At 70.6% G+C, this 18114-nt stretch carries 18 protein-coding genes and 2 pseudogenes; 13 read left to right on the top strand and 7 right to left on the bottom strand.

The window, feature by feature from the left end; all coding sequences use genetic code 11:
* The 9 genes and pseudogenes from FPZ47_RS20910 to FPZ47_RS20950 all read left to right on the top strand — a co-directional run.
* The coding region (locus FPZ47_RS20910) for a PPW family C-terminal domain-containing PPE protein (protein ID WP_486813345.1) at positions 1-187 on the top strand (187 nt) is incomplete at its 5' end.
* A 54-nt stretch (positions 188-241) separates the two neighbouring features.
* Entirely contained in the window at positions 242-535 is a 294-nt protein-coding gene (locus tag FPZ47_RS20915) for a WXG100 family type VII secretion target (protein ID WP_144954313.1), read from the top strand.
* 28 nt (positions 536-563) lie between these two features.
* Positions 564-854 carry a WXG100 family type VII secretion target gene (locus FPZ47_RS20920; protein ID WP_144954310.1) on the top strand — a complete coding sequence of 97 codons (291 nt, stop codon included), beginning with the start codon at positions 564-566 and terminating at the stop codon, positions 852-854.
* Positions 855-874: 20 nt separating this feature from the next.
* Positions 875-1735, top strand: a complete 861-nt coding sequence (locus tag FPZ47_RS20925) for an ESX secretion-associated protein EspG (protein WP_144954307.1) — start codon at positions 875-877, stop codon at positions 1733-1735.
* Positions 1736-1805: 70 nt separating this feature from the next.
* Entirely contained in the window at positions 1806-3227 is a 1422-nt protein-coding gene (eccD, locus tag FPZ47_RS20930) for a type VII secretion integral membrane protein EccD (RefSeq protein ID WP_144954305.1), read from the top strand.
* On the top strand, positions 3224-4624 hold the full coding sequence (mycP, locus tag FPZ47_RS20935; protein WP_145039574.1) for a type VII secretion-associated serine protease mycosin: 1401 nt from the start codon (positions 3224-3226) through the stop codon (positions 4622-4624). The genes eccD and mycP overlap by 4 nt, the downstream gene beginning before the upstream one ends.
* Positions 4621-5598 (top strand): type VII secretion protein EccE, encoded by a 978-nt coding sequence (eccE, locus tag FPZ47_RS20940; protein ID WP_144954300.1) that lies wholly within the window; start codon positions 4621-4623, stop codon positions 5596-5598. The genes mycP and eccE overlap by 4 nt, the downstream gene beginning before the upstream one ends.
* Before the next feature lie 474 nt (positions 5599-6072).
* Positions 6073-7005, top strand: a complete 933-nt coding sequence (locus tag FPZ47_RS20945) for a sulfite exporter TauE/SafE family protein (RefSeq protein WP_144954297.1) — start codon at positions 6073-6075, stop codon at positions 7003-7005.
* A 508-nt stretch (positions 7006-7513) separates the two neighbouring features.
* A pseudogene (locus FPZ47_RS20950) lies at positions 7514-7804 on the top strand (MFS transporter); the annotation flags it as partial.
* A gap of 2 nt (positions 7805-7806) precedes the next feature.
* Here the strand turns inward: FPZ47_RS20950 and FPZ47_RS20955 are convergent.
* Complete coding sequence (locus FPZ47_RS20955) at positions 7807-9048, bottom strand: alpha/beta hydrolase family protein (protein WP_144954291.1); 1242 nt, start codon at positions 9046-9048, stop codon at positions 7807-7809.
* 98 nt (positions 9049-9146) lie between these two features.
* Here FPZ47_RS20955 and FPZ47_RS20960 point away from each other — a divergent pair, with 98 nt between their 5' ends.
* Positions 9147-9932 carry a trans-aconitate 2-methyltransferase gene (locus tag FPZ47_RS20960; protein ID WP_144954288.1) on the top strand — a complete coding sequence of 262 codons (786 nt, stop codon included), beginning with the start codon at positions 9147-9149 and terminating at the stop codon, positions 9930-9932.
* Here FPZ47_RS20960 and stf0 read toward each other — a convergent pair.
* The 4 genes and pseudogenes from stf0 to FPZ47_RS20980 form a co-directional block, all read right to left on the bottom strand.
* Positions 9921-10724, bottom strand: a complete 804-nt coding sequence (gene stf0 / locus FPZ47_RS20965) for a trehalose 2-sulfotransferase (protein WP_144954285.1) — start codon at positions 10722-10724, stop codon at positions 9921-9923. The two genes, FPZ47_RS20960 and stf0, sit on opposite strands and share 12 nt — an antisense overlap.
* A 65-nt stretch (positions 10725-10789) precedes the next feature.
* Positions 10790-12082 (bottom strand): annotated as a pseudogene (locus FPZ47_RS20970) (sulfatase family protein); the annotation flags it as partial.
* Between the two features lie 64 nt (positions 12083-12146).
* Positions 12147-12821, bottom strand: a complete 675-nt coding sequence (bluB, locus tag FPZ47_RS20975; RefSeq protein ID WP_144954279.1) for a 5,6-dimethylbenzimidazole synthase — start codon at positions 12819-12821, stop codon at positions 12147-12149.
* A complete protein-coding gene (locus tag FPZ47_RS20980; RefSeq protein WP_144954276.1) occupies positions 12818-13300 on the bottom strand; it encodes a hypothetical protein in 483 nt (160 codons plus the stop codon). Before FPZ47_RS20980 ends, bluB begins: the two co-directional genes overlap by 4 nt.
* Positions 13301-13413: 113 nt before the next feature.
* On the opposite strand from FPZ47_RS20980, the gene FPZ47_RS20985 reads away from it, so the two are divergent.
* Positions 13414-14079: a L,D-transpeptidase family protein gene (locus FPZ47_RS20985; RefSeq protein WP_168209524.1), complete on the top strand. Its 666-nt coding sequence runs from the start codon at positions 13414-13416 to the stop codon at positions 14077-14079.
* Between the two features lie 17 nt (positions 14080-14096).
* On the opposite strand, the gene FPZ47_RS20990 is transcribed toward FPZ47_RS20985, so the two are convergent.
* Positions 14097-14585, bottom strand: coding sequence for a nuclear transport factor 2 family protein (locus FPZ47_RS20990; RefSeq protein ID WP_144954270.1), 489 nt, complete (start codon positions 14583-14585; stop codon positions 14097-14099).
* Positions 14572-15225, bottom strand: a complete 654-nt coding sequence (locus FPZ47_RS20995) for a TetR/AcrR family transcriptional regulator (RefSeq protein WP_144954267.1) — start codon at positions 15223-15225, stop codon at positions 14572-14574. Before FPZ47_RS20995 ends, FPZ47_RS20990 begins: the two co-directional genes overlap by 14 nt.
* A gap of 38 nt (positions 15226-15263) precedes the next feature.
* Between FPZ47_RS20995 and FPZ47_RS21000 the strand changes: the two genes are divergently transcribed.
* On the top strand, positions 15264-16490 hold the full coding sequence (locus tag FPZ47_RS21000; RefSeq protein WP_144954264.1) for a hypothetical protein: 1227 nt from the start codon (positions 15264-15266) through the stop codon (positions 16488-16490).
* Between the two features lie 160 nt (positions 16491-16650).
* The coding region (locus FPZ47_RS21005; protein ID WP_145039577.1) for an Hsp70 family protein at positions 16651-18114 on the top strand (1464 nt) is incomplete at its 3' end.

Consider the following 18114-nt stretch of genomic DNA (forward strand, 5'->3'; position numbering starts at 1 on the left):
CGCCGCCGCGAACGGGGCCGGTGCGCTGGGATTCTCGGGCACCGCCCACAAGGACGACGCGCTGCGGGCGGCGGGCCTGACCGAACTGGCCGGCGGCGAGTTCGGCGGCGGCCCGCGCATGCCGATGGTGCCCGGCACCTGGGACCACGACGACGAAGCCCCGGGGAGAGGGGGACCGGACGGTTAGCGAAGTGAAGCTCGGCAACCGCAAGTCAGGAAGATCACGAAGAAGGGAAACACGATGAGCCTCTTGGATGCTCACATTCCGCAGTTGGTGGCCGCGCAGTCCGCGTTCGGCGCCAAGGCGGCGTTGATGCGCAGCACGATCAGTCAGGCCGAGCAGGAGGCGATGTCGGCGCAGGCGTTCCACGTGGGCGAGGCGTCGGCGGCGTTCCAGGCCGCCCACGCGCGGTTCGTGGAGGTCGCCGCCCGGATCAACACGCTGCTCGACATCGCCCAGGCCAACCTCGGGGACGCCGCGGGCACCTATGTGGCCGCCGATTCCGCGGCCGCGTCCACCTACCCCGGCTTCTGACCTCGGCGCACCCGCGAAAGGACTTGTGATGGCACAGATCATGTACAACTACCCGGCGATGCTGGCGCACGCCGCGGACATGTCCGGCTACGCCGGAACGCTGCAGGGGCTGGGCGCCGACATCGCCAGCGAACAGGCGGCACTGTCCAACGCCTGGCAGGGCGACACGGGCATGACCTATCAGATGTGGCAGGCCCAGTGGAACCAGGCCATGGAAGACATGGTGCGGGCCTACCAGGCGATGGCCAGCACCCACGAGGGCAACACCCTGTCCATGTACGCCCGCGACGCGGCCGAGGCCGCCAAGTGGGGCGGTTAGGCACCGCGTCGGCGACGTCGATGAGCACAGCACCCAACGCCGTCGAGATGACGGTCGACCAAGCGTGGTATATCGCGGAAACCATTGGGGCGGGCAACTTCCCCTGGGTTCTGGCGATCACCGCTCCCTACCGCGACGCCGCGCAGCGCGACGAGTTCTGCCGGCGCCGGAACGACGAGCTGGCCCGGCTGGGCCTGGTGTCGGCCGAGGGTGTGGTCAACGCGGCGGTGGCCGACTGGATCAGGGTGGTGTGCTTTCCGGACCGCTGGCTGGACCTGCGCTTCGTCGGTCCGGGCCCGGGCGAGTTGCTGCGCGGCGTGGTCGCCAAGCGCCCGGGCGTCACCGGCAAGACCATCGTGGCCCTGCGCAGTGCGCAGCTGATCACGTTGACCGCCATGGACATCGAGGACCCCCGCGCGCTGGTCCCCGTACTCGGCGCCGGGCTGGCGCACCGCGCGCCGGCGCAGTTCGAGGAATTCAGCATGCCGGCGCGCGTCGGAGCGCGCGCCGACGAGCGGTTGCGGTCCGGCGCATCGCTGGCGGAAGTGCTGGACTACCTGGGCATTCCGGCGTCGGCCCGGCCGGTGGTCGAATCGGTGTTCACCGGTCCGCGCAGCTACGTCGAGATCGTCGCCGGTTGCCGCCGCGACGGTCGGCACGCGACCACCGAGGTCGGTATGAGCCTGGTGGACACCACCGCGGGGCGCGTGCTGGTCAGCCCGTCCCGCGCATTCGACGGCGAGTGGGTCTCGACGTTTCGCCCGGGAACCCCCTTCGCGACCGCCGTCGCCGTCGAACAGCTGACCGCCCTGCTGCCGGACGGGCAATGGTTCCCCGGCCGGCGGCTGTCCCGCGACTTTTCCGCAACAACACGCAGATAACAACACGCAGATAACAACACGCAGACAGAGAAGAGAGCACGATGTCCCAGCAACCGTGGCGGGCCCAGTGATGTCCGGCGCCGTCATGCCGATCGTCCGCGTCGCCATCCTGGCGGACAGCAGGCTGACGGAGATGGCCCTGCCCGCCGAGTTGCCGCTGCGCGAGATCCTGCCCGCGGTGCGGCGATTGATGGTTCCCGCCGCCTCCAACGGCCACGGCGACGCGGCCGGCGACGACGGGGCGGCCGTCCTGCTGAGCCTGGCGCCCGTCGGCGGCGCGCCGTTCAGCCTGGACGCCAGCCTGGACACCGTCGGCGTGGTCGACGGCGATCTGCTTGCGCTGCAACCGGTTCCGGTCGGGCCCGCCGCGCCCGGGATCGTCGAGGACATCGCCGACGCCGCCATGATCTTCTCGGCGTCCCGGCTGCGGCCCTGGGGAGCCGCGCATATCCAGCGCGGCGCGCTGGCCGCGACGATCGTGGTGGCGTTGGTGGCCACCGGGTTGTCGGTCAGCTACCGGGCGGCCACCGGGGCGCTGGCCGGGCTGGTCGGGGTCAGCGTGGTCGCGGCGCTGACCGCGGTGGCCGGCTTGCTGATCACCGCGCGGTCGGCCCGCACGGGCATCGCGCTCTCGATCACCGCGCTGGTGCCCATCGCCGCCGCCCTGGCGCTGGCGGTGCCGGGCCGGTTTGGGCCGGCGCACCTGGTGCTGGCCGCGGCCGGGGTCACGGCCTGGTCGCTGATCGCCTTGATGGTGCCCGGCGGCGAACGCGAGCGCGTCGTCGGCCTGTTCACCGCGACGGCGGTACTCGGAGCCGGCGTGCTGGGGGCCGCGGGCACCGAGATGTTCTGGCGGCTACCGCTGCTCACCATCGGTTGCGGGCTGATCGTGGCGGCCCTGCTGGTGACCGTCGAGGCGGCCCCGCTCTCTGCGCTGTGGGCGCGTTTCCCGCTGCCGGTCATCCCGGCGCCCGGCGACCCCACGCCCTCGGCGCCGTCGTTGCGGGTGCTCGAGGACCTGCCGCGGCGGGTCCGCATCGGCGACGCCCACCAGAGCGGGTTCCTCGCCGCCGCGGTGCTGCTCGGCGTGCTGGGCTCGGTCGCGATCGCGCTGCGGCCCGAGGGCGTGAGCGGTTGGGGCTGGTACGTGGTGGCCGCGACCGCGGCGGCGTCGGTGCTGCGTGCCCGCGTGTGGGACTCGGCGGTGTGCAAGGCCTGGCTGCTCGCCCAGCCCTATCTCGTCGCCGGCGTGCTGCTGGTGTGCTACACCGCGACGGGGCGCTACGGGGCCGCCCTCGGTGCGCTGCTGGTGCTCGTCGCGCTGCTGTCGGCGTGGCTGGTGGCGGCGCTCAACCCGGGCATTGCCGCGCCGGAGAGCTATTCGCTGCCGCTGCGCCGGCTGCTGGGCTTCGCCGCGTCCGGCCTGGACGCCTCGCTCATCCCCGTGATGGCGTACCTGGTCGGGCTCTTCGCCCTGGTGCTCAATCGATGATGCGGGCCGGATCGGCATGCCTCGCAGCGGCGTTCGCGGCCGTGCTGTGCGGATGCCCGTCGGCGTTCGCGATCGGCAAGCCGCAGGTGGACCCGGGGGTGCCGCCGCCCGCCGGCACACCCGGCCCCGTGGCGCCGATGGAACAGCGCGGCCCGTGCAGCACCTCCGGGATCATTCCCGGCAGCGATCCCGACGTGGTGTCGCCCAGCCAGGCGATGCTGAACCTGCCTGCCGCGTGGCAGTTCTCGCGGGGTGAGGGCCAGCTGGTCGCGGTGCTCGACACCGGGGTGCAGCCCGGTCCGCGGCTGCCGAACGTCGACCCGGGCGGCGACTTCGTGGAGACGACCGACGGCCTGACCGACTGCGACGGGCACGGCACCCTGGTCGCCGGAATCATCGCCGGCCAGCCCGGACCGTCCGGTGCCGAGGGTTTCTCCGGGGTCGCGCCCGCGGCGCGGGTGGTGTCGATCAGGACGACGTCGGCCAAGTTCTCGCCCCGCACGCCCGGCGGCGATCCGCTGCTGACGCGGGCCTCCCTCGACGTCGCGGCGCTGGGCCGGGCGATCGTGCACGCGGCCGATCTGGGCGCGCGGGTGATCACCGTCTCGGCGATCACCTGTCTGCCCGCCGACCGACCCGTCGACCAGGCCGCCCTCGGGGCGGCGCTGCGCTACGCGGCGGTCGACAAGGACGCGGTGATCGTGGCCGCCGCGGGCGACGGCGGGTCGAGCGGATCGCTCGCCGGCGGGTCGCCGTGCGAGTCCAACCCGCTGACCGACCTGAGCCGTCCCGACGACCCGCGCAACTGGGCCGGCGTCACGTCGGTGTCCGTCCCGTCGTGGTGGCAGCCTTACGTGCTCTCGGTCGCTTCGCTGACACCGGAGAGCCGGCCCTCCACGTTCACGATGGCGGGGCCGTGGGTGGGCATCGCGGCACCCGGGGAGAACATCGTGTCGGTGAGCAACGGTGACGGCGGTGGCCTGGCCGACGGCCTGCCCGACAACCACCAGCAACTGGCCGCGCTCGGCGGCACCGGTTACGCCGCCGGCTACGTGTCCGGGGTCGCGGCGCTGGTGCGCAGCACGTACCCGCAGCTGACGGCCACCCAGGTCGTGCAGCGCCTCACCGCGACCGCGCACAACGGTGCCCGGGCGCCCTCCGACGTCGTCGGGGCCGGCAGCGTGGACCCGGCGGCGGCCCTGACCTGGCAGCTGCCCGCCGGCCAACAGGCCGGGGCGCCGGCCCCCCCGGTGGCCGTGCCGGCGGCGGCGCCGCCGCCCGACACCACGCCGCGGACCGTCGCGTTGGCCGGCACCGCCGCGCTGGCCGTGGCGGTCGCGGCCGTCGCCGCTTTCACCGCGATCGGCGCACGCCGACGGAAGGAGTCACCCAAGTGAGCCTGCTTCGCTCGATACCGGCCCCCGGACCCGGCCGGGTGACGCTGGCGCTGCTGGTCGTGGTGCCCGCGGCGATGGCATACCCGTGGCGCTCGGAACGTGCCTACTGGCTGCTCGGCACCGCCGCCGTCGCGGTGGTCCTGCTGTTCGGGTGGTGGGACGGGCTGCACGTCACCGCGATCCTGCGCCGTCGGTTCGCCATCATGAGCCGCCGCAATCTCTACGTCGCGAAAGCCGCGTCCGCGACGAAGGCAACCGCGCTGCTGCGGGTCGGGCCGCCGGTCGACGATTCGGAGGTGCTGCCGCTGCCGCTGATCGCCCGCCACCTGGACTGCTACGGCATCCGGGCCGACGCGATCCGGATCACCAGCCGCAGCAGCGGCGCGCGGGTGCAGGAAACCTGGATCGGGCTCACGGTGTCGGCCGTGGACAATCTGGCGGCGCTGCGGGCCCGTTCGTCGCGGATCCCGTTGTCCGAGACCACCGGTGTCGCCGCGCGCCGACTGGCCGACCACCTCCGCGAAATCGGTTGGGACGCCACCCTGGTCGGGCCCGAGGACGTCCCGCGGCTGCTGCCGGCCGACGCTCGCGAGACCTGGCGCGGGTTGCAGCGGGGCGCATCGGATTACGTTGCGGTGTACCGGGTCTGCATCGACGAGTCGTTGCCCGAGACCCTGGCGGGAATCCGGTCGCATCCGGTGCGCGAGACGTGTACGGCGCTGGAGATCGCCGGTGACCGCACCGGCCGGACACTCGCGGCCGCCTGCGCGTTCCTCACCGAGTCGCCGCCCGGGGCCGCCGCGCCGGTGCCCGGGCTGACCCCGCAGCGCGGCAACCACGGCCCCGCGCTGGCGGCGCTGGACCTGCTGTCCACCCAGCGGCTCGACGGGCACACCGCGGAGCCGGCAGGTCTGCTGACGCGGCTGGACTGGCCCACGGCGGTGGCCGGGGCGCACCGGGCGGCGATCGCCTAGCTGGCCCGTTGTCGGCCCGCTCACTGCGCGCACCCCGAGCTGCCCGGCTGCCAGTCCGGCTGGTGCATTCTGGAGGTTCCCTGTGCATCGGGCGGCTCAACTTGTCGAGTGGGCGCCCACGGGTTTCTAATTGCTACACAGAAACGGAAATTCCTACACTCGGCGTAGTTGAAAAACTGGCGCATGTTGGTGGTGGGGCTCACCCTGAATGCGGTCGATTTCGGCCGCCAACGGTCCCTGTGCAATAGCGATACGCGGTACGCCGCCGGCAGCCGTGCTCGACGCAGGGGATGATGATGTCACCACCTCTTTTCGGTCTTGAAAACCCGCTTCGCGTTCAACCGAGTCGCAACGGCGTGACTTGGACCCGGCTCGGCGCTGCGCGTCGGCCCTCGGCCCGTCAGACCTGCGCCGCGCGCCAACCCTGCCCCGCCAGAGCACCCGGCTCGACACAGGAAATGAGGTAGTCCCCGAATGACCGAAATGGTCTGGCTGGCTCTGTTTCTCGCGCTCTTTGTCGGCACCGTGGTCGGCATCCTGGGCAGCGGCGGGTCGGTCCTGTCGGTTCCCCTGCTCGTTTACGTGGCCGGCATGGACCCCAAGCAGGCGATAGCGGTCGCACACCTGATCGTCGGCGCCACCAGCACCGTCGCCGCAATGTCGTTCATTCGGGCGGGCCGGGTGCAGTGGAGGACGGCGGTGCTCCTCGGCGGTGGTGGTCTCGCCGGGGCGTACGTGGGTGGCCTGCTCGCCGGCTTTTTCAGCGGTCGGGCGCTGCTTCTGGGATTCGCCTCGATCGTGGTCATCACCGGAATCGCGGTGCTGCGCCATCGCCGCCGTGGCGCTTTGGCGGAGGAGCACCGACCGCTGCCCACGGCTGTGGTCGTCCTCGGGGGCCTCGCGATCGGGCTGGTGTCCGGACTGGTCGGGGCTGGTGGGGGTGTCTTCATCGTTCCGTTCCTGATCTTGGTCGGCGGAGTTCCCATGGCCTACGCCGTGGGCACCTCTCTCATCGTCGGCGCCGTCAACTCGTTCGCCGGACTGGGCGGCTACCTGAGCAGTGTCCACGTCAACTGGAAACTGGCCGTGACCTTCACCGTGATCACGGTGATCGGCGGACATATCGGAACGCACGTCCACGAAAGATTCGATCCCGCCACGTTGCGCAAGTCCTTCGGATTGTTTGCGTTGGGGATTGCGTCGATCACCTTCGGGCGTGAAATCAACGCCGCGACGGGGATTGCCTTGGCAGCGGCAACAGCGGTCTTCGGCGCGTTGATCTTCGCCCGCGAGGCCAGAGAGCGGCGCGCCGCCGTAATCCAGCCGGTCGAGTACACGACCCCCGACACGGATCAGCGAGCCGAGCACGCTGGTTCAAAGCCCATGTTGACGCCGGACCCCCAGTAAGGTCCCCGACTTTGATGCCTTCCAGCGGTCCGGACCTGACGTAACCTGTCCGGCCAGGCCGAAGGGAACCGTAGGGCACTGCCGCGGTGGCCCGGAGGGCTTCCCGGGAGCTGGACCGCGCGACGCCTTCGCACGGCTCGCTGGTCTGTGCGAAGGCGTGTACTTGAGCAGATCGGACATACCTCGCCGCGTTCGGCGAGGCCCGGCGTGCTGCCGTCGGCGACGCCCTGCGTCACCCGTTCCACATTGTCCCCGCCACCGCTCCTGGTTCTTGATCGAACTGACCGGAAACAGCGGCGATCAGGCGCGATTCAGGGCCGACGGTCGCCGCCGAATCCATTCGGACGGGGTGAGTCGTGGTGGCGGTCGATGACACTCGCCAGGCTTGATCCGGCGCCCGATTACTGACTGCTCGACCGAATCCGGCTGATCGCCGCGAAGTGTGCGGCCCAGTCGGCGCGTTCCGAACCCACCGGCCGACCTTCCACCGTCGTTGACGAGAGGAACTGTGCTGCGCGGGAATCGCATCGCGGTTGGGAACCCGGAAAACTCCCTGACGTGGGACGCCGGCAACAACGTCATCGCTCGCCGTAATCTGCTCTGGTCGATTGTGACCTCGCACGTGGTCTTCTCGGTCTGGTCTTTGTGGTCGGTGACGGCGCTGTTCATGCCCCGGTCCGTCTACGGTTTCTCGACAGGCGACAAACTGCTGCTCGGTGCCACCGCTTCACTCGTCGGTGCCCTCGCGCGCTTGCTCTACCCGATGGCCAACGCCAGGCTCGGCTGCCGCGACTGGGCGGACTAGAACATCAGTGGCCGCAGAAAACGCGTCATCCGGCGCAGATAGTCCAGCTGGCTCACGTGCAGGACGTGACTGCCCGGGAACCAGTGCAGCGCGCAGCGGTCCCAGTGCTCCCACAGCATCACGGCCTGGTCCGGCGGAGCCATCCGGTCGCCGAGGCCGGTGATGAGCATGCGACGGTCCTTGGGCACCAGCGGCCGGTAGTTCAGCGGGCAGTGGTAGGCCAGGCCTGCCGCGAGCTCGTCGCCGCCAATGTCCGACAGGCGCAGCCCCAGACCGACGAGTTTGTTTGCCGGGAACCAGGTTTCGAACATCGTCGCCGGGGTGACGACCGGGCAGTTGGGGATGACGGCGTCGAGCCGGTCGTCGACCGAGGCCACCAGCGCGGACGTGTAACCGCCCAGCGATATGCCGGTCAGCGCGATACGGTCGACGCCGGTGTGGCGCAGATGGTCGAGGATGGAACGGAAGTCGTGCACGGCCTGAGCCATCGCCTCGGCGAAACCGCCGAGGCCCCGGGAGAAATAGCCGAAACCGCTGAACGGCGAGAGCCGTCCGCGTCGCTTGCCGTGAAACGGCAGCGTGTACATCAACACGTCGTAGCCGGACCGGTAGTACCACGGCAGCGAGAAGAACCGCCCGTTGGCCAGGTACGACGAACCCATGAAGCCGTGGATCACGCACAGCGTCGGACGCGGGCCGTCGTGATGGCGCCAGTGCTGCGCGCGCACGATGTTGTTGGCGCCCAACGTGTTCCACCGCGAGCGTAGCGCGGGGTTGACCGCGATGAAGCTGCTGGGGAATGCGATGTCGTCGACCGTGCCGCCGGCGATCCACTCGGCGACCGGGTGCGCGGGGCGCGACCGGACGCGGGGCACCTCGGTGGGCGCCGGGAACGACTTCGCCGGGTCCCGTTCGGCAGCCAGGTCGGCATAGAAGCGCAGGTTGGCGCGTTCGTCCCGGGACTCGGCCCGGCGCGCCGCGGCGGCGACCACCACCGGTGCCACGGTGATGGCCAGCAGGGACGCGACCCAGGTGCGCAGGGCGAGATCGCCGAGAGCCGACGCCTCGACCACCAGGCGCTCACGCGGCGACAGCGCCGAAAGGGGTGGCAGCCCATCGGCGCCAGCCGGCACGTCCGCACCCTCGAAGGCGCTCGGGACATCCGGGACGGGGACATCCGGGACGGGGACATCCGGGACGGGGAGGGGCGGATCGGCCGGATCCGTGTCGGAGGCCACAAGCGCCGATGGTATCCCGCCCCACCGGGTGCGCACCGGAACGGCATACCGTAATACGGTTCGTCCAAAGCCGACGAACGAGGATCAGGAGGACCGACATGTGGGATCCCGACGTCTACCTGGCCTTCGCCGACCACCGCGGCCGCCCGTTCTACGACCTGCTCACCCGGGTCGGGCCGGAGCGCGCACGCCGTGTGGTCGACCTCGGGTGCGGACCGGGCAACCTGACGGCCTATCTGGCCAAACGCTGGCCGACCGCGGTGATCGAGGCGATCGACAGCTCGTCGGAGATGGTCGCCGCCGCCCGCGAACGCGGCATCGATGCCGCCGCCGGCGATCTGCGCGACTGGAAGCCCCGGCCCGACACCGACGTCGTGATCAGCAACGCCGCCCTGCACTGGGTGCCCGAGCACGCCGATCTGCTGGTCCGCTGGGCCACGGAACTGGCGCCGGGGTCCTGGATCGGCGTCCAGATGCCCGGCAACTTCGAGTCGCCGTCGCATGCGGTGGTGCGCACGCTGGCGCGCCGCGAGCCGTACGCAAAGCTGCTGCGCGACGTACCTTTTCGTGTCGGGGCCGCGGTCCAGGCGCCGACGCACTACGCCAACCTGCTGCTGGACGCCGGCTGCAGGGTCGACGTCTGGGAGACGACGTACCTGCACCAGCTCACCGGTGCGCACCCGGTGCTGGAATGGATCACCGGCACCGCGCTGGTCCCGGTGCGCGAACGGCTCGGCGACGGGGACTGGGAGCGCTTCCGCCGGGAACTGACACCGCTGCTGGACGACGCCTACCCGGCCCGGGCCGACGGCACCACCGTCTTCCCGTTCCGCCGGGTGTTCATCGTCGCCGAGGTCGGTGGCGCGCGCCGCTCAGGTGGGTAGCCCCAGCCGGGGGGCCTCGTCCCGGTAGCGGCCGACCCACGCGTAGGATCGCTCGTCGGCCTGGCGCTCGGTCATCGGCTCGGGCGCCCGCCGCCGATCCTGCCCCAGTGCCTGAAGGATGTCGCCGACAATGGAGGTCGGGTTGCGCCACAGCACCGGATACGCGATTTCCATCGGCGCGATGTTCTCCTCGGCAAACCAAGTGCGCCAACCGCTTTCCTGCTCGCGCAGGATTCCCACCAGGTGGGCGATGGCGCCGGCGTGATAGGTCGCGCGCGCGTCGCGCTCGGGGTCCGGACGGCCCCGCCACACCTGGGTCTGCGCGGCGCGCCAGAACGACACCGCCTGCGACACCACGTCGGGCCGGTACACGTGGACGTACACCGGCTCGGTTCCGACCAGGTCACGGATCGCCGAGCGCAGGCCGTCACCGGAGCGCTCCGGCAGTTGCGACGCCCGCGCCAGCAACGTATCGGTCTGGTTCCACATCAGCTTGCCGCCCCAGACACCGTTGGGCGTGCGGCCGGACCTGCGGATGTGTTCGCGCCAGGCGACCGGCGGCGTGACGTCGGGGACGCCGGAGACCAGCGGATCGAGCAGGCGCAGGATCGACTCGTCGTCGACCCCGGCGAACCACTCGCGCGGCTGCGGCGCCATGCCGGTGCCGGGCAGGTACTGGAAGAACTCCTGCGGGTCTCCGGCGCATCCCGCCGCGCGCAGCGACTCCATCAGCATGGTGCTGCCGGTGCGCTGGGTGGCCAGGATCAGGTACGAGGCGGTGGGAGAGGGCATCGCTACAGGGGCATCGCTACAGGGACATCGCTACCGGGACATCGCTACCGGGACGCGTCGAGCTTGCGCATCATGATGCGGCTCCCGGCGAAGTCGGAGGGGATCACGTCGCCGATCCGCTGGCGCCAATCATTCAGGCGCAGCGCCAATTCGGTCGCGATCTGGTCGGTGCCGCCGGGGTCGCCGGACAGCAGGTTGGTGGACTCGGTGGGATCGCTGCGCAGGTCGTAGAGTTCGCGGTCGGGGCGCGGGCCCACGGCCAACGGCGCGAACGCCGCTCCCGAGGGGCTCTGTGCGACGTCCAGCGGCAGGTCGACCAGGGGCCGGGACGTGTAGTTCTCGATGTAGCTGTGGTCCTTGGTGCGAATCGCGCGGATCGGGTCGAACGAGTCATGGTAGGTCTTGCTGGTGAACACGTGGTCCCGGACCGGTGTGCCGCGAGGCGGGCCCGGTGCGAGCAGGGCCGCCGCGTGTGACAGGCCGTCGACGTCGTCGGGAACGTCGAGACCCAGCAGGCCCAGCAGCGTCGGCACCAGGTCGACGCCGCTGAACAGTTCGTCGTAGACGCGGGGACCCGCGGTGCGCCCGGTGGGTGGGCGCACGATCATGGCGATGCCGGTTCCGGCGTCATAGAGCGTCGATTTCGCCCGCGGGAAGGCCGGGCCGTGGTCGGTGAAGAACACCACCCAGGTGCGGTTGTCCAGGCCTGTGTCGGCCAAGTCGTCCAGCAGACGGCCGACCGCGGCGTCGGCCACGGCGATCGCCCCGTAGAACGCGGCGAGGTCGCCGCGGACCGCGGGGGTGTCGGGCAGGCAGCCGGGTGGGTCCACGGCGGCGGGATCGGCCGGCCGGTAGCGGTCCGGCGGGTAGGGGCGGTGCGTTTCGAAGAATCCGGCGGTCAGCAGGAAGGGCTGGGCCGCAGCGCTTTCGGCATGGCTCCGCAGCCATCGCCCGGCCCGGTCCACCACGCGGTCGCAGTGGGAGTCCGACACGTCGAATTCGTCGAAGCCCAGCCGTTGCGGGTGTGACGTCTCATGCTGCATGCCGAAAAGTGCCGAGCACCAGCCGAATCCGGCCAGTATCTGGGGGAGGGTGCGGACCCCGGCCCGGTATTCCCAGCCGTGGTGGGCCAGGCCGGCGAGCCCGTTGGTCTGCGGGTAGCGGCCGGTGAACAGCGACCCGCGCGACGGCGAGCACTGCGGCGCGGTGGCATGGGCCCGGGTGAACAGGATGCCCCCCTCGGCGGCAAGCCGGTCCAGTCGTGGGCTGGACACGTCGGGGTGGCCGTAGGCACCGAGCTGGCGCCCCAGGTCGTGACAGTGCACGATCAGGACGTTGTCGTGCTGCGCGTCCGCCACGTCTACGCCGTCCCTCCCTGTTGTCCCCCGTCGGCGAGGATACCCGCGCCCGAAACACGCCCCCTCACTGCGGTTTCGGTGACTCGGCGGGTAGCCGATCCCAGCGGTTCTCGCTGACGAACGCCGACAGCGGCCGCGCAAACGCCCAGCTGTCCAGTTCCAGGGCGGGCCGATCCGGGAACTCGGGCACCGGGCCCAGGCACAGGATGGCCACCGGCTCGGCGCCGGCGGGCATCGCCAGAAGGTCCGCCAACCGCTGCGGATCGAACAGGGACACCCATCCCATGCCGAGGCCTTCGGACCGGGCGGCCAGCCACAGGTTCTGGATGGCGCAGGCCACCGACGCGAGGTCCATCTGCGGCAGGGTCCGGCGGCCGAAAACGTGTCGTTCACGGTCCTCGCACAGCGCCACGACGAACAGCTCGGCGCAGTCGAGGATGCCCTCGACCTTCAGCGCGAGGAATTCCTCGCCCCGTTCGCCGAGGGCGGCGGCGGTGCGCGGGCGCTCCTCGTCGACGAGGGCGTGGATGCGGCGCCGCAGCGGGTCGTCGGTGATGCGGACGAAGCGCCAGGGCTGCATCAGCCCGACGCTGGGTGCGGCGTGCGCGGCCTGCAGCAAACGCGCCAGCACGTCCTCGGGCACCACGCCGCCGGGGGTGAAGCGGCGCATGTCCCGCCGCTCGGAGATCACCCGGTAGACGGCGCGCCGCTCGTGCGCGCTGAAGGCCCCGTCGGTCATGGGCTGTAGGTGACGCCGACGGCCCGGAAGATGTATTCGGCCGGCATGTCGAACGCCAGCGACCGCCGCGGCAGGCCGCTGAGCACGTCGGCCGGGATGGCGGCCTTGTAGTGCAGCGACAGTTCGCCGCTGAACCTGTCGTCGACCTCGCCGACGTCGAGGTCGACCTGCAGCCCGGTCGGGGAGATCTCCGCCCTGGCGGGCCCGGCCTGCGGCGCGTCCCAGCGCACGTCGACGGTGGGGCCGGCCAGTTTGGGCAGCAGCGACAGCGTGGCCAGTACCCGCTCTGAGGTGAAGACCAGCGACCCCGAGTAGCTGGCGACGCCGTGCGGCAGCCGCACGCCGGGAATGGTGCCGCTGAACCGGCGGGTCACCGCGACGTAGTCGGCAAGGTAGACAAGGCCTTCCGCCTCGGCCCGGGCGAGCAGGTCGTGGGGCAGCTTGCCGATGCCGAACAACTTCCGGACAAACACCGCCATGACGCCAGTATGACCCGTGCAATCCGGGGCGCCCTCGCGGTGCCCGGATCACGCGACCGTGATCCAACCGGGGCTAAAGCTTGACTTGACCTCGAGGATTGCCCGGCCCGACGATGGAAAACATGCGCCTGTTGGCTGTGCTGTGCGCTGCGGCGTGCACGGTGTGCGGATGGCTCTGGCTCGCCCCGACCAGCGGCGCGGCCGGCGCCCCCTGGTTCGCGAACGCGGTCGGCAACGCCACCCAGGTGGTGTCGGTGGTGGGCACCGGCGGCTCGGCGGCGCAGATGGACATCTATCAGCGCACCACCGCCGGATGGCAGCCGCTGCGGACCGGGATCGGAACCCACGTCGGTTCGGCGGGCCTGGCGCCGCAGGCCCGAAGCGGGGTGCCGGCCACCCCGATGGGGGTCTACACCCTGGACTCGGCCTTCGGCACCGCGCCGAATCCCGGTGGGGGACTGCCGTACACGCAGGTCGTCGGGCCCAACTACTGGTGGAGCGGCGACGACCACAGCCCCACCTTCAACTCGATGCAGGTCTGCCAGAAGTCGCAGTGCCCGTTCAGCACCGCCGAGAGCGAGAACCTGAACATCCCGCAGTACAAGCACGCCGTCGTCATGGGCGTCAACAAGAACAAGACGCCCGGCGGCGGGGCGGCGTTCTTCTTCCACACCACCGACGGTCACCCCACCGAGGGCTGCGTGGCGATCGACGACGCGACACTGGTGCAGGTCATCCGCTGGCTGCGGCCCGGCGCGGTGATCGCGATCGGCAAGTAGCGCCGCAGCCGCGGCGATCAGTCCAGGGCGCGGCCCGGCGTGAGCTTGAAGTCCAGGCCCGCCAAGGACATCGTCGCCTCGTAGGTGCGCTCGTAGCCGGTGGCGCTGATCTTCCAGCCGTCGTCGGTGCGCCGGTAGGTGTCGTGGTAGAAGGCCGCACCGATCAGCATGAAGTTGAAGTCGGCCACGATCACCCGGTCCTGCAGGTACCAGGTGCCCGACGCCTCGTCGCCGGACACGGTGATCTCGGGATGGGTCACCCGGTGTTCGGTGATCACCGCCGGCCCAAGGGATTTGCGCATGTAGTTCACCAGGTCGACGCGGTTGGTGAAGTGGTGCTCCTCGCCCACCGACGATCCGTAGTCGCCGACCACGTCGTCGGCCAGGGCGTCGGCGAAGTCGTCCCAGCGCTTGGTGTCCAGCGCGCGCAGATAGCGGTATTTGACCTGCTTGACGGCTTCGATGTCGGCGAACTCTCGGGGGGTCATCAGGTCATTCCAGCACATCGGTCGCATGACCGCCCGAGCGTTGCAGGTAATGCGTCACCATGTCGATCAGCGCGCGCCGCTCCCGGCGCCAGTCAACCGGGGCGCCGATGATCATCTGCACCAGCACCACACCCCGCAGCGCCGCCCAGATCACCTCGGCCACGCCGTCGTTGACGGGGTCGTCGGTGATCAACCGGCCGAGCTGTGCGATCGCGGAGTTCATCTCGAGCAGGTGGTGCCGCGACGCCGCCCCCGGGCCGCCGCGGGTGGCCCGCAGGATCTCGAAGGCCGCCGTCGAGGTGGGGCTGCTGTAGCAGGCCCAGGCGGTGTCGACGACCACCTCGATGCGCTCGCTCGCCGCCAGCTCGCCGACGTCGGCCGAGGACAGGCTGTCGACCAGCCTGGCCACTCCGTCGTCGACCACGGCCATCAGCAGGCCGTTGCGGTCCCCGAAGTGGTACTGGATGACCCCCCACGTCACGCCCGCGCGTTCGGCGACGTGCTTGGCGGTCGCGGCGGCGAACCCCTCCTCGACGATGCAGCGGACCGTCTCGTCGATGATCCTGGCCCGGGTGTCGTCGCCACGCTTGCGCGGTGCGCTGGTGCGCCGCGTGGGACTGGCCGTGCGACCGGGCGTCTGAGCTGCGGAAATCGACATTGTTGACTTTATAACATAGCCACATTTATTTTTGGGCGGTGACTCAATCCCGCTACGCGCAGCTGTCCCGGCAGGAACTGGCCGTCCTGGTCCCCGAACTGCTGCTGATCGGGCAGCTGATCGACCGCTCCGGCATGGCCTGGTGCATCAACGCCTTCGGCCGCGACGAGATGGTGCAGATCGCGATCGAGGAGTGGGCGGGCGCCAGCCCCCTCTACACCAGGCGCATGCAGCGGGCGCTGGGCTACGAGGGCGACGACGTGCCCACCATCTTCAAGGGCCTGCAGCTCGACATCGGGGCCCCGCCGCAGTTCATGGACTTCCGCTACACGATCCACGACCGTTGGCACGGCGAATTCCACCTCGACCACTGCGGTGCGCTGCTCGACGTGGAGCCGATGGGCGAGCGGTACGTGTTCGGGATGTGTCACACCATCGAGGACCCGACGTTCGACGCCACCGCGGTGGCGACCAACCCGCGCGCGCAGGTTCGGCCCGTCCACCGGCCCCCGCGGCAGCCTGCGGACCGGCATCCGCACTGCGCGTGGACCGTCACCATCGACGACTCCCATCCCGAGGCGCAGGCCATCCCGGCCTTAGACGTCGTTCGCCGAACCCGGGCCGCCACCTGGGAATTGGCGGCGATCGATCCCGCCGACGAGGGGCTGGCCGACTATTCGGGACCGGTGCTGTCCGATCTCGACTTCGGCGCCTTCTCGCACTCGGCGCTGGTGCGCATCGCCGACGAGGTGTGCCTGCAGATGCACCTGCTGTACCTGTCCTTTGCCCTGGCGGTGCGCGCCCGCGCCGCCGACGATGCCCAGGCGGTCTCGGTGTGCACCCGCGGCCTGATCGGCATAGCCGGGCTGGCCGCCGAGCGGATTCACCGCGCGCTGCGGCTCCCCGGCGGTGTCGGGGGAACCCTGCGGGTGCTCGAGCTGCATCCGCTGCTCAACCCCGCCGGCTACGTGGTGGCCCAGACGGCGGGCAACGGGCTTTCCGTGCGGCCGTCGCCGGCCCACGACGACCGGGCCTGGATCGCACTGTGCGCACCGGACTCCGTGCAGCCGCTGCAGGCGATCGCCACCGCCATCGATCCGCGGCTGCGGGTCCGGGTGAGCGGCACCGGCACCGCGTGGACGGCGGAGTTCGCGGAAGGCGACACGCCCGCCGACGAGCTGCCGGAGGTCGCGGTGGCCAAGGTCAGCGGCGGAGCGACGTTCGAGTTCCAGCCGAGGCGCTCGCTGCCGCTGACGGTGGTGTGACCCCGCCCCGGGCGGACTTGTCAAGGGGTTTGCGGTACCACTTCGGTGACACAACCGCATCGGCGGGATACCAATGACGTTGCAAGCCATCGGCTTTGGGCGTGTCTACGGCTATGGTTGACGCCGACCACCGTCCCCTGCAGCCAAAGGTGTTCGCTCTATGTACGACCCACTCGGGTTGTCGATCGGGACCACGAACCTGGTCGCCGCGTGTAACGGAAGCCCGCCGGTTTCGCGGCGTGCCGTGCTGACGTTGTATCCGCACTGCGCGCCGAAAATCGGTATGCCCGTTGAGGGTCCGCCTCTGAACGAGGCCGGCGTGCTGATGAGCGGCTTCGTCGAGCGCATCGGTGACTCGGTGGCGCTGGTGTCCGGGGACGGTTCGGCGCACGATCCGGACCTGTTGATGGTCGAGGCGCTGGACGCGATGGTGCTCGCCGCCGGCGCGGACGCGTCGTCGTCGGAGATCTCGATCGCCGTGCCGGCGTATTGGAAACCGGCGACCGTGCAGTCGCTGCGCAACGCCCTGCGGACCCATGTGGGCTTCGTGCGAAGCGGCATGGCGCCGCGCGTGGTTTCCGACGCCGTCGCGGCATTGACCGCGGCGAACGCCGAACTGTGTTTCGCGGCAACCGGTGTGGTCGGATTGCTCGACTTCGGTGGCAGCGGCACCTCGGCTACGCTGATGAACCTCGGCGATGACTGCGAACCGGTCAGTCCCACAATGCGATTCCCGGAGTTCTCCGGCGACGAGATCGACCAGGCGTTGTTGCTGCGTGTCTTCGAGGAGCTCGGGCACGGCAGCGGCCTGGACCCGGGCAGCACCGCGGCGATGGGGCAGCTGGGCCGGCTCAGGGAGCAGTGCCGCGCGGCCAAGGAGAGGCTGTCCACCGAGATGGTGACCGAGATCGCCGCCGAACTCGGGGGACGCCGGTGCACGATGCGGCTGAGCCGCGAGGAGCTGGGCGACCTGATACAGGACCGCCTGACGGGCTTCATCTATGCGCTCGACGACATGCTGGTGCGCAACAACAGGAGTTGGGCGGACCTTTCGGCGGTGGTTACCGTCGGCGGTGGAGCAAGCATTCCGCTCGTCACGGAACGCCTTTCGGTGCACTCCCGCAGGCCGGTCGTGTCGCCGGCGCAGCCCGCCTTCGCGGCCGCCTGCGGGGCGTTGATGCTGGCGTCGCGCGGGGAGGAACTCGACTTTCGCACGCGCACATCCGTTGGCCTGCTCGCCGCCGCGGCCGACTGCTGCGAAGTCGTCGACCTGGGGTGCGGCGACGTGCTGGTGATCGACGACGAGGCCATGACGGACCGCGAATTGGCTTGGTCGCAAACCGAATACCCCGGCGACGTCCGATTGCCGTACACGCCGGAGGCCTACGACGAGGATGGCGCCGCGGGCTGGTCGATGCGCCTCAACCTGATCGACGAGCCCAAAGCACGGCCGTGGCGACGGGTCCGGCTGTCCCAGTTCATCATCGGAACCTGCGCGCTGGTGGCCATGACGGCGATCGGTGGGGTGGCCTACACATTGACCGCCATCGAGAACCGCCAGGCCCCGCCCGCGCCCAGCGTGGCGCCGCGCCCGGTGCCGCCACCCCGCGCGGTGGTGCCGACG

Source organism: Mycobacterium helveticum (genome assembly GCF_007714205.1).
Classification (GTDB): Bacteria; Actinomycetota; Actinomycetes; order Mycobacteriales; family Mycobacteriaceae; genus Mycobacterium; species Mycobacterium helveticum.

Excerpts from the sequence above, each read along its gene's own strand:
- FPZ47_RS20915 (WP_144954313.1), top strand. The coding sequence starts at position 242 with ATGAGCCTCTTGGATGCTCACATTCCGCAGTTGGTGGCCGCGCAGTCC.
- FPZ47_RS20920 (WP_144954310.1), top strand. The coding sequence starts at position 564 with ATGGCACAGATCATGTACAACTACCCGGCGATGCTGGCGCACGCCGCG.
- FPZ47_RS20925 (WP_144954307.1), top strand. The coding sequence starts at position 875 with ATGAGCACAGCACCCAACGCCGTCGAGATGACGGTCGACCAAGCGTGG.
- eccD (WP_144954305.1), top strand. The coding sequence starts at position 1,806 with ATGTCCGGCGCCGTCATGCCGATCGTCCGCGTCGCCATCCTGGCGGAC.
- mycP (WP_145039574.1), top strand. The coding sequence starts at position 3,224 with ATGATGCGGGCCGGATCGGCATGCCTCGCAGCGGCGTTCGCGGCCGTG.
- FPZ47_RS20945 (WP_144954297.1), top strand. The coding sequence starts at position 6,073 with ATGACCGAAATGGTCTGGCTGGCTCTGTTTCTCGCGCTCTTTGTCGGC.
- FPZ47_RS20960 (WP_144954288.1), top strand. The coding sequence starts at position 9,147 with ATGTGGGATCCCGACGTCTACCTGGCCTTCGCCGACCACCGCGGCCGC.
- stf0 (WP_144954285.1), bottom strand. The coding sequence starts at position 10,724 with ATGCCCTCTCCCACCGCCTCGTACCTGATCCTGGCCACCCAGCGCACC.
- bluB (WP_144954279.1), bottom strand. The coding sequence starts at position 12,821 with ATGACCGACGGGGCCTTCAGCGCGCACGAGCGGCGCGCCGTCTACCGG.
- FPZ47_RS20980 (WP_144954276.1), bottom strand. The coding sequence starts at position 13,300 with ATGGCGGTGTTTGTCCGGAAGTTGTTCGGCATCGGCAAGCTGCCCCAC.
- FPZ47_RS20985 (WP_168209524.1), top strand. The coding sequence starts at position 13,414 with ATGGAAAACATGCGCCTGTTGGCTGTGCTGTGCGCTGCGGCGTGCACG.
- FPZ47_RS20990 (WP_144954270.1), bottom strand. The coding sequence starts at position 14,585 with ATGTGCTGGAATGACCTGATGACCCCCCGAGAGTTCGCCGACATCGAA.
- FPZ47_RS20995 (WP_144954267.1), bottom strand. The coding sequence starts at position 15,225 with ATGTCGATTTCCGCAGCTCAGACGCCCGGTCGCACGGCCAGTCCCACG.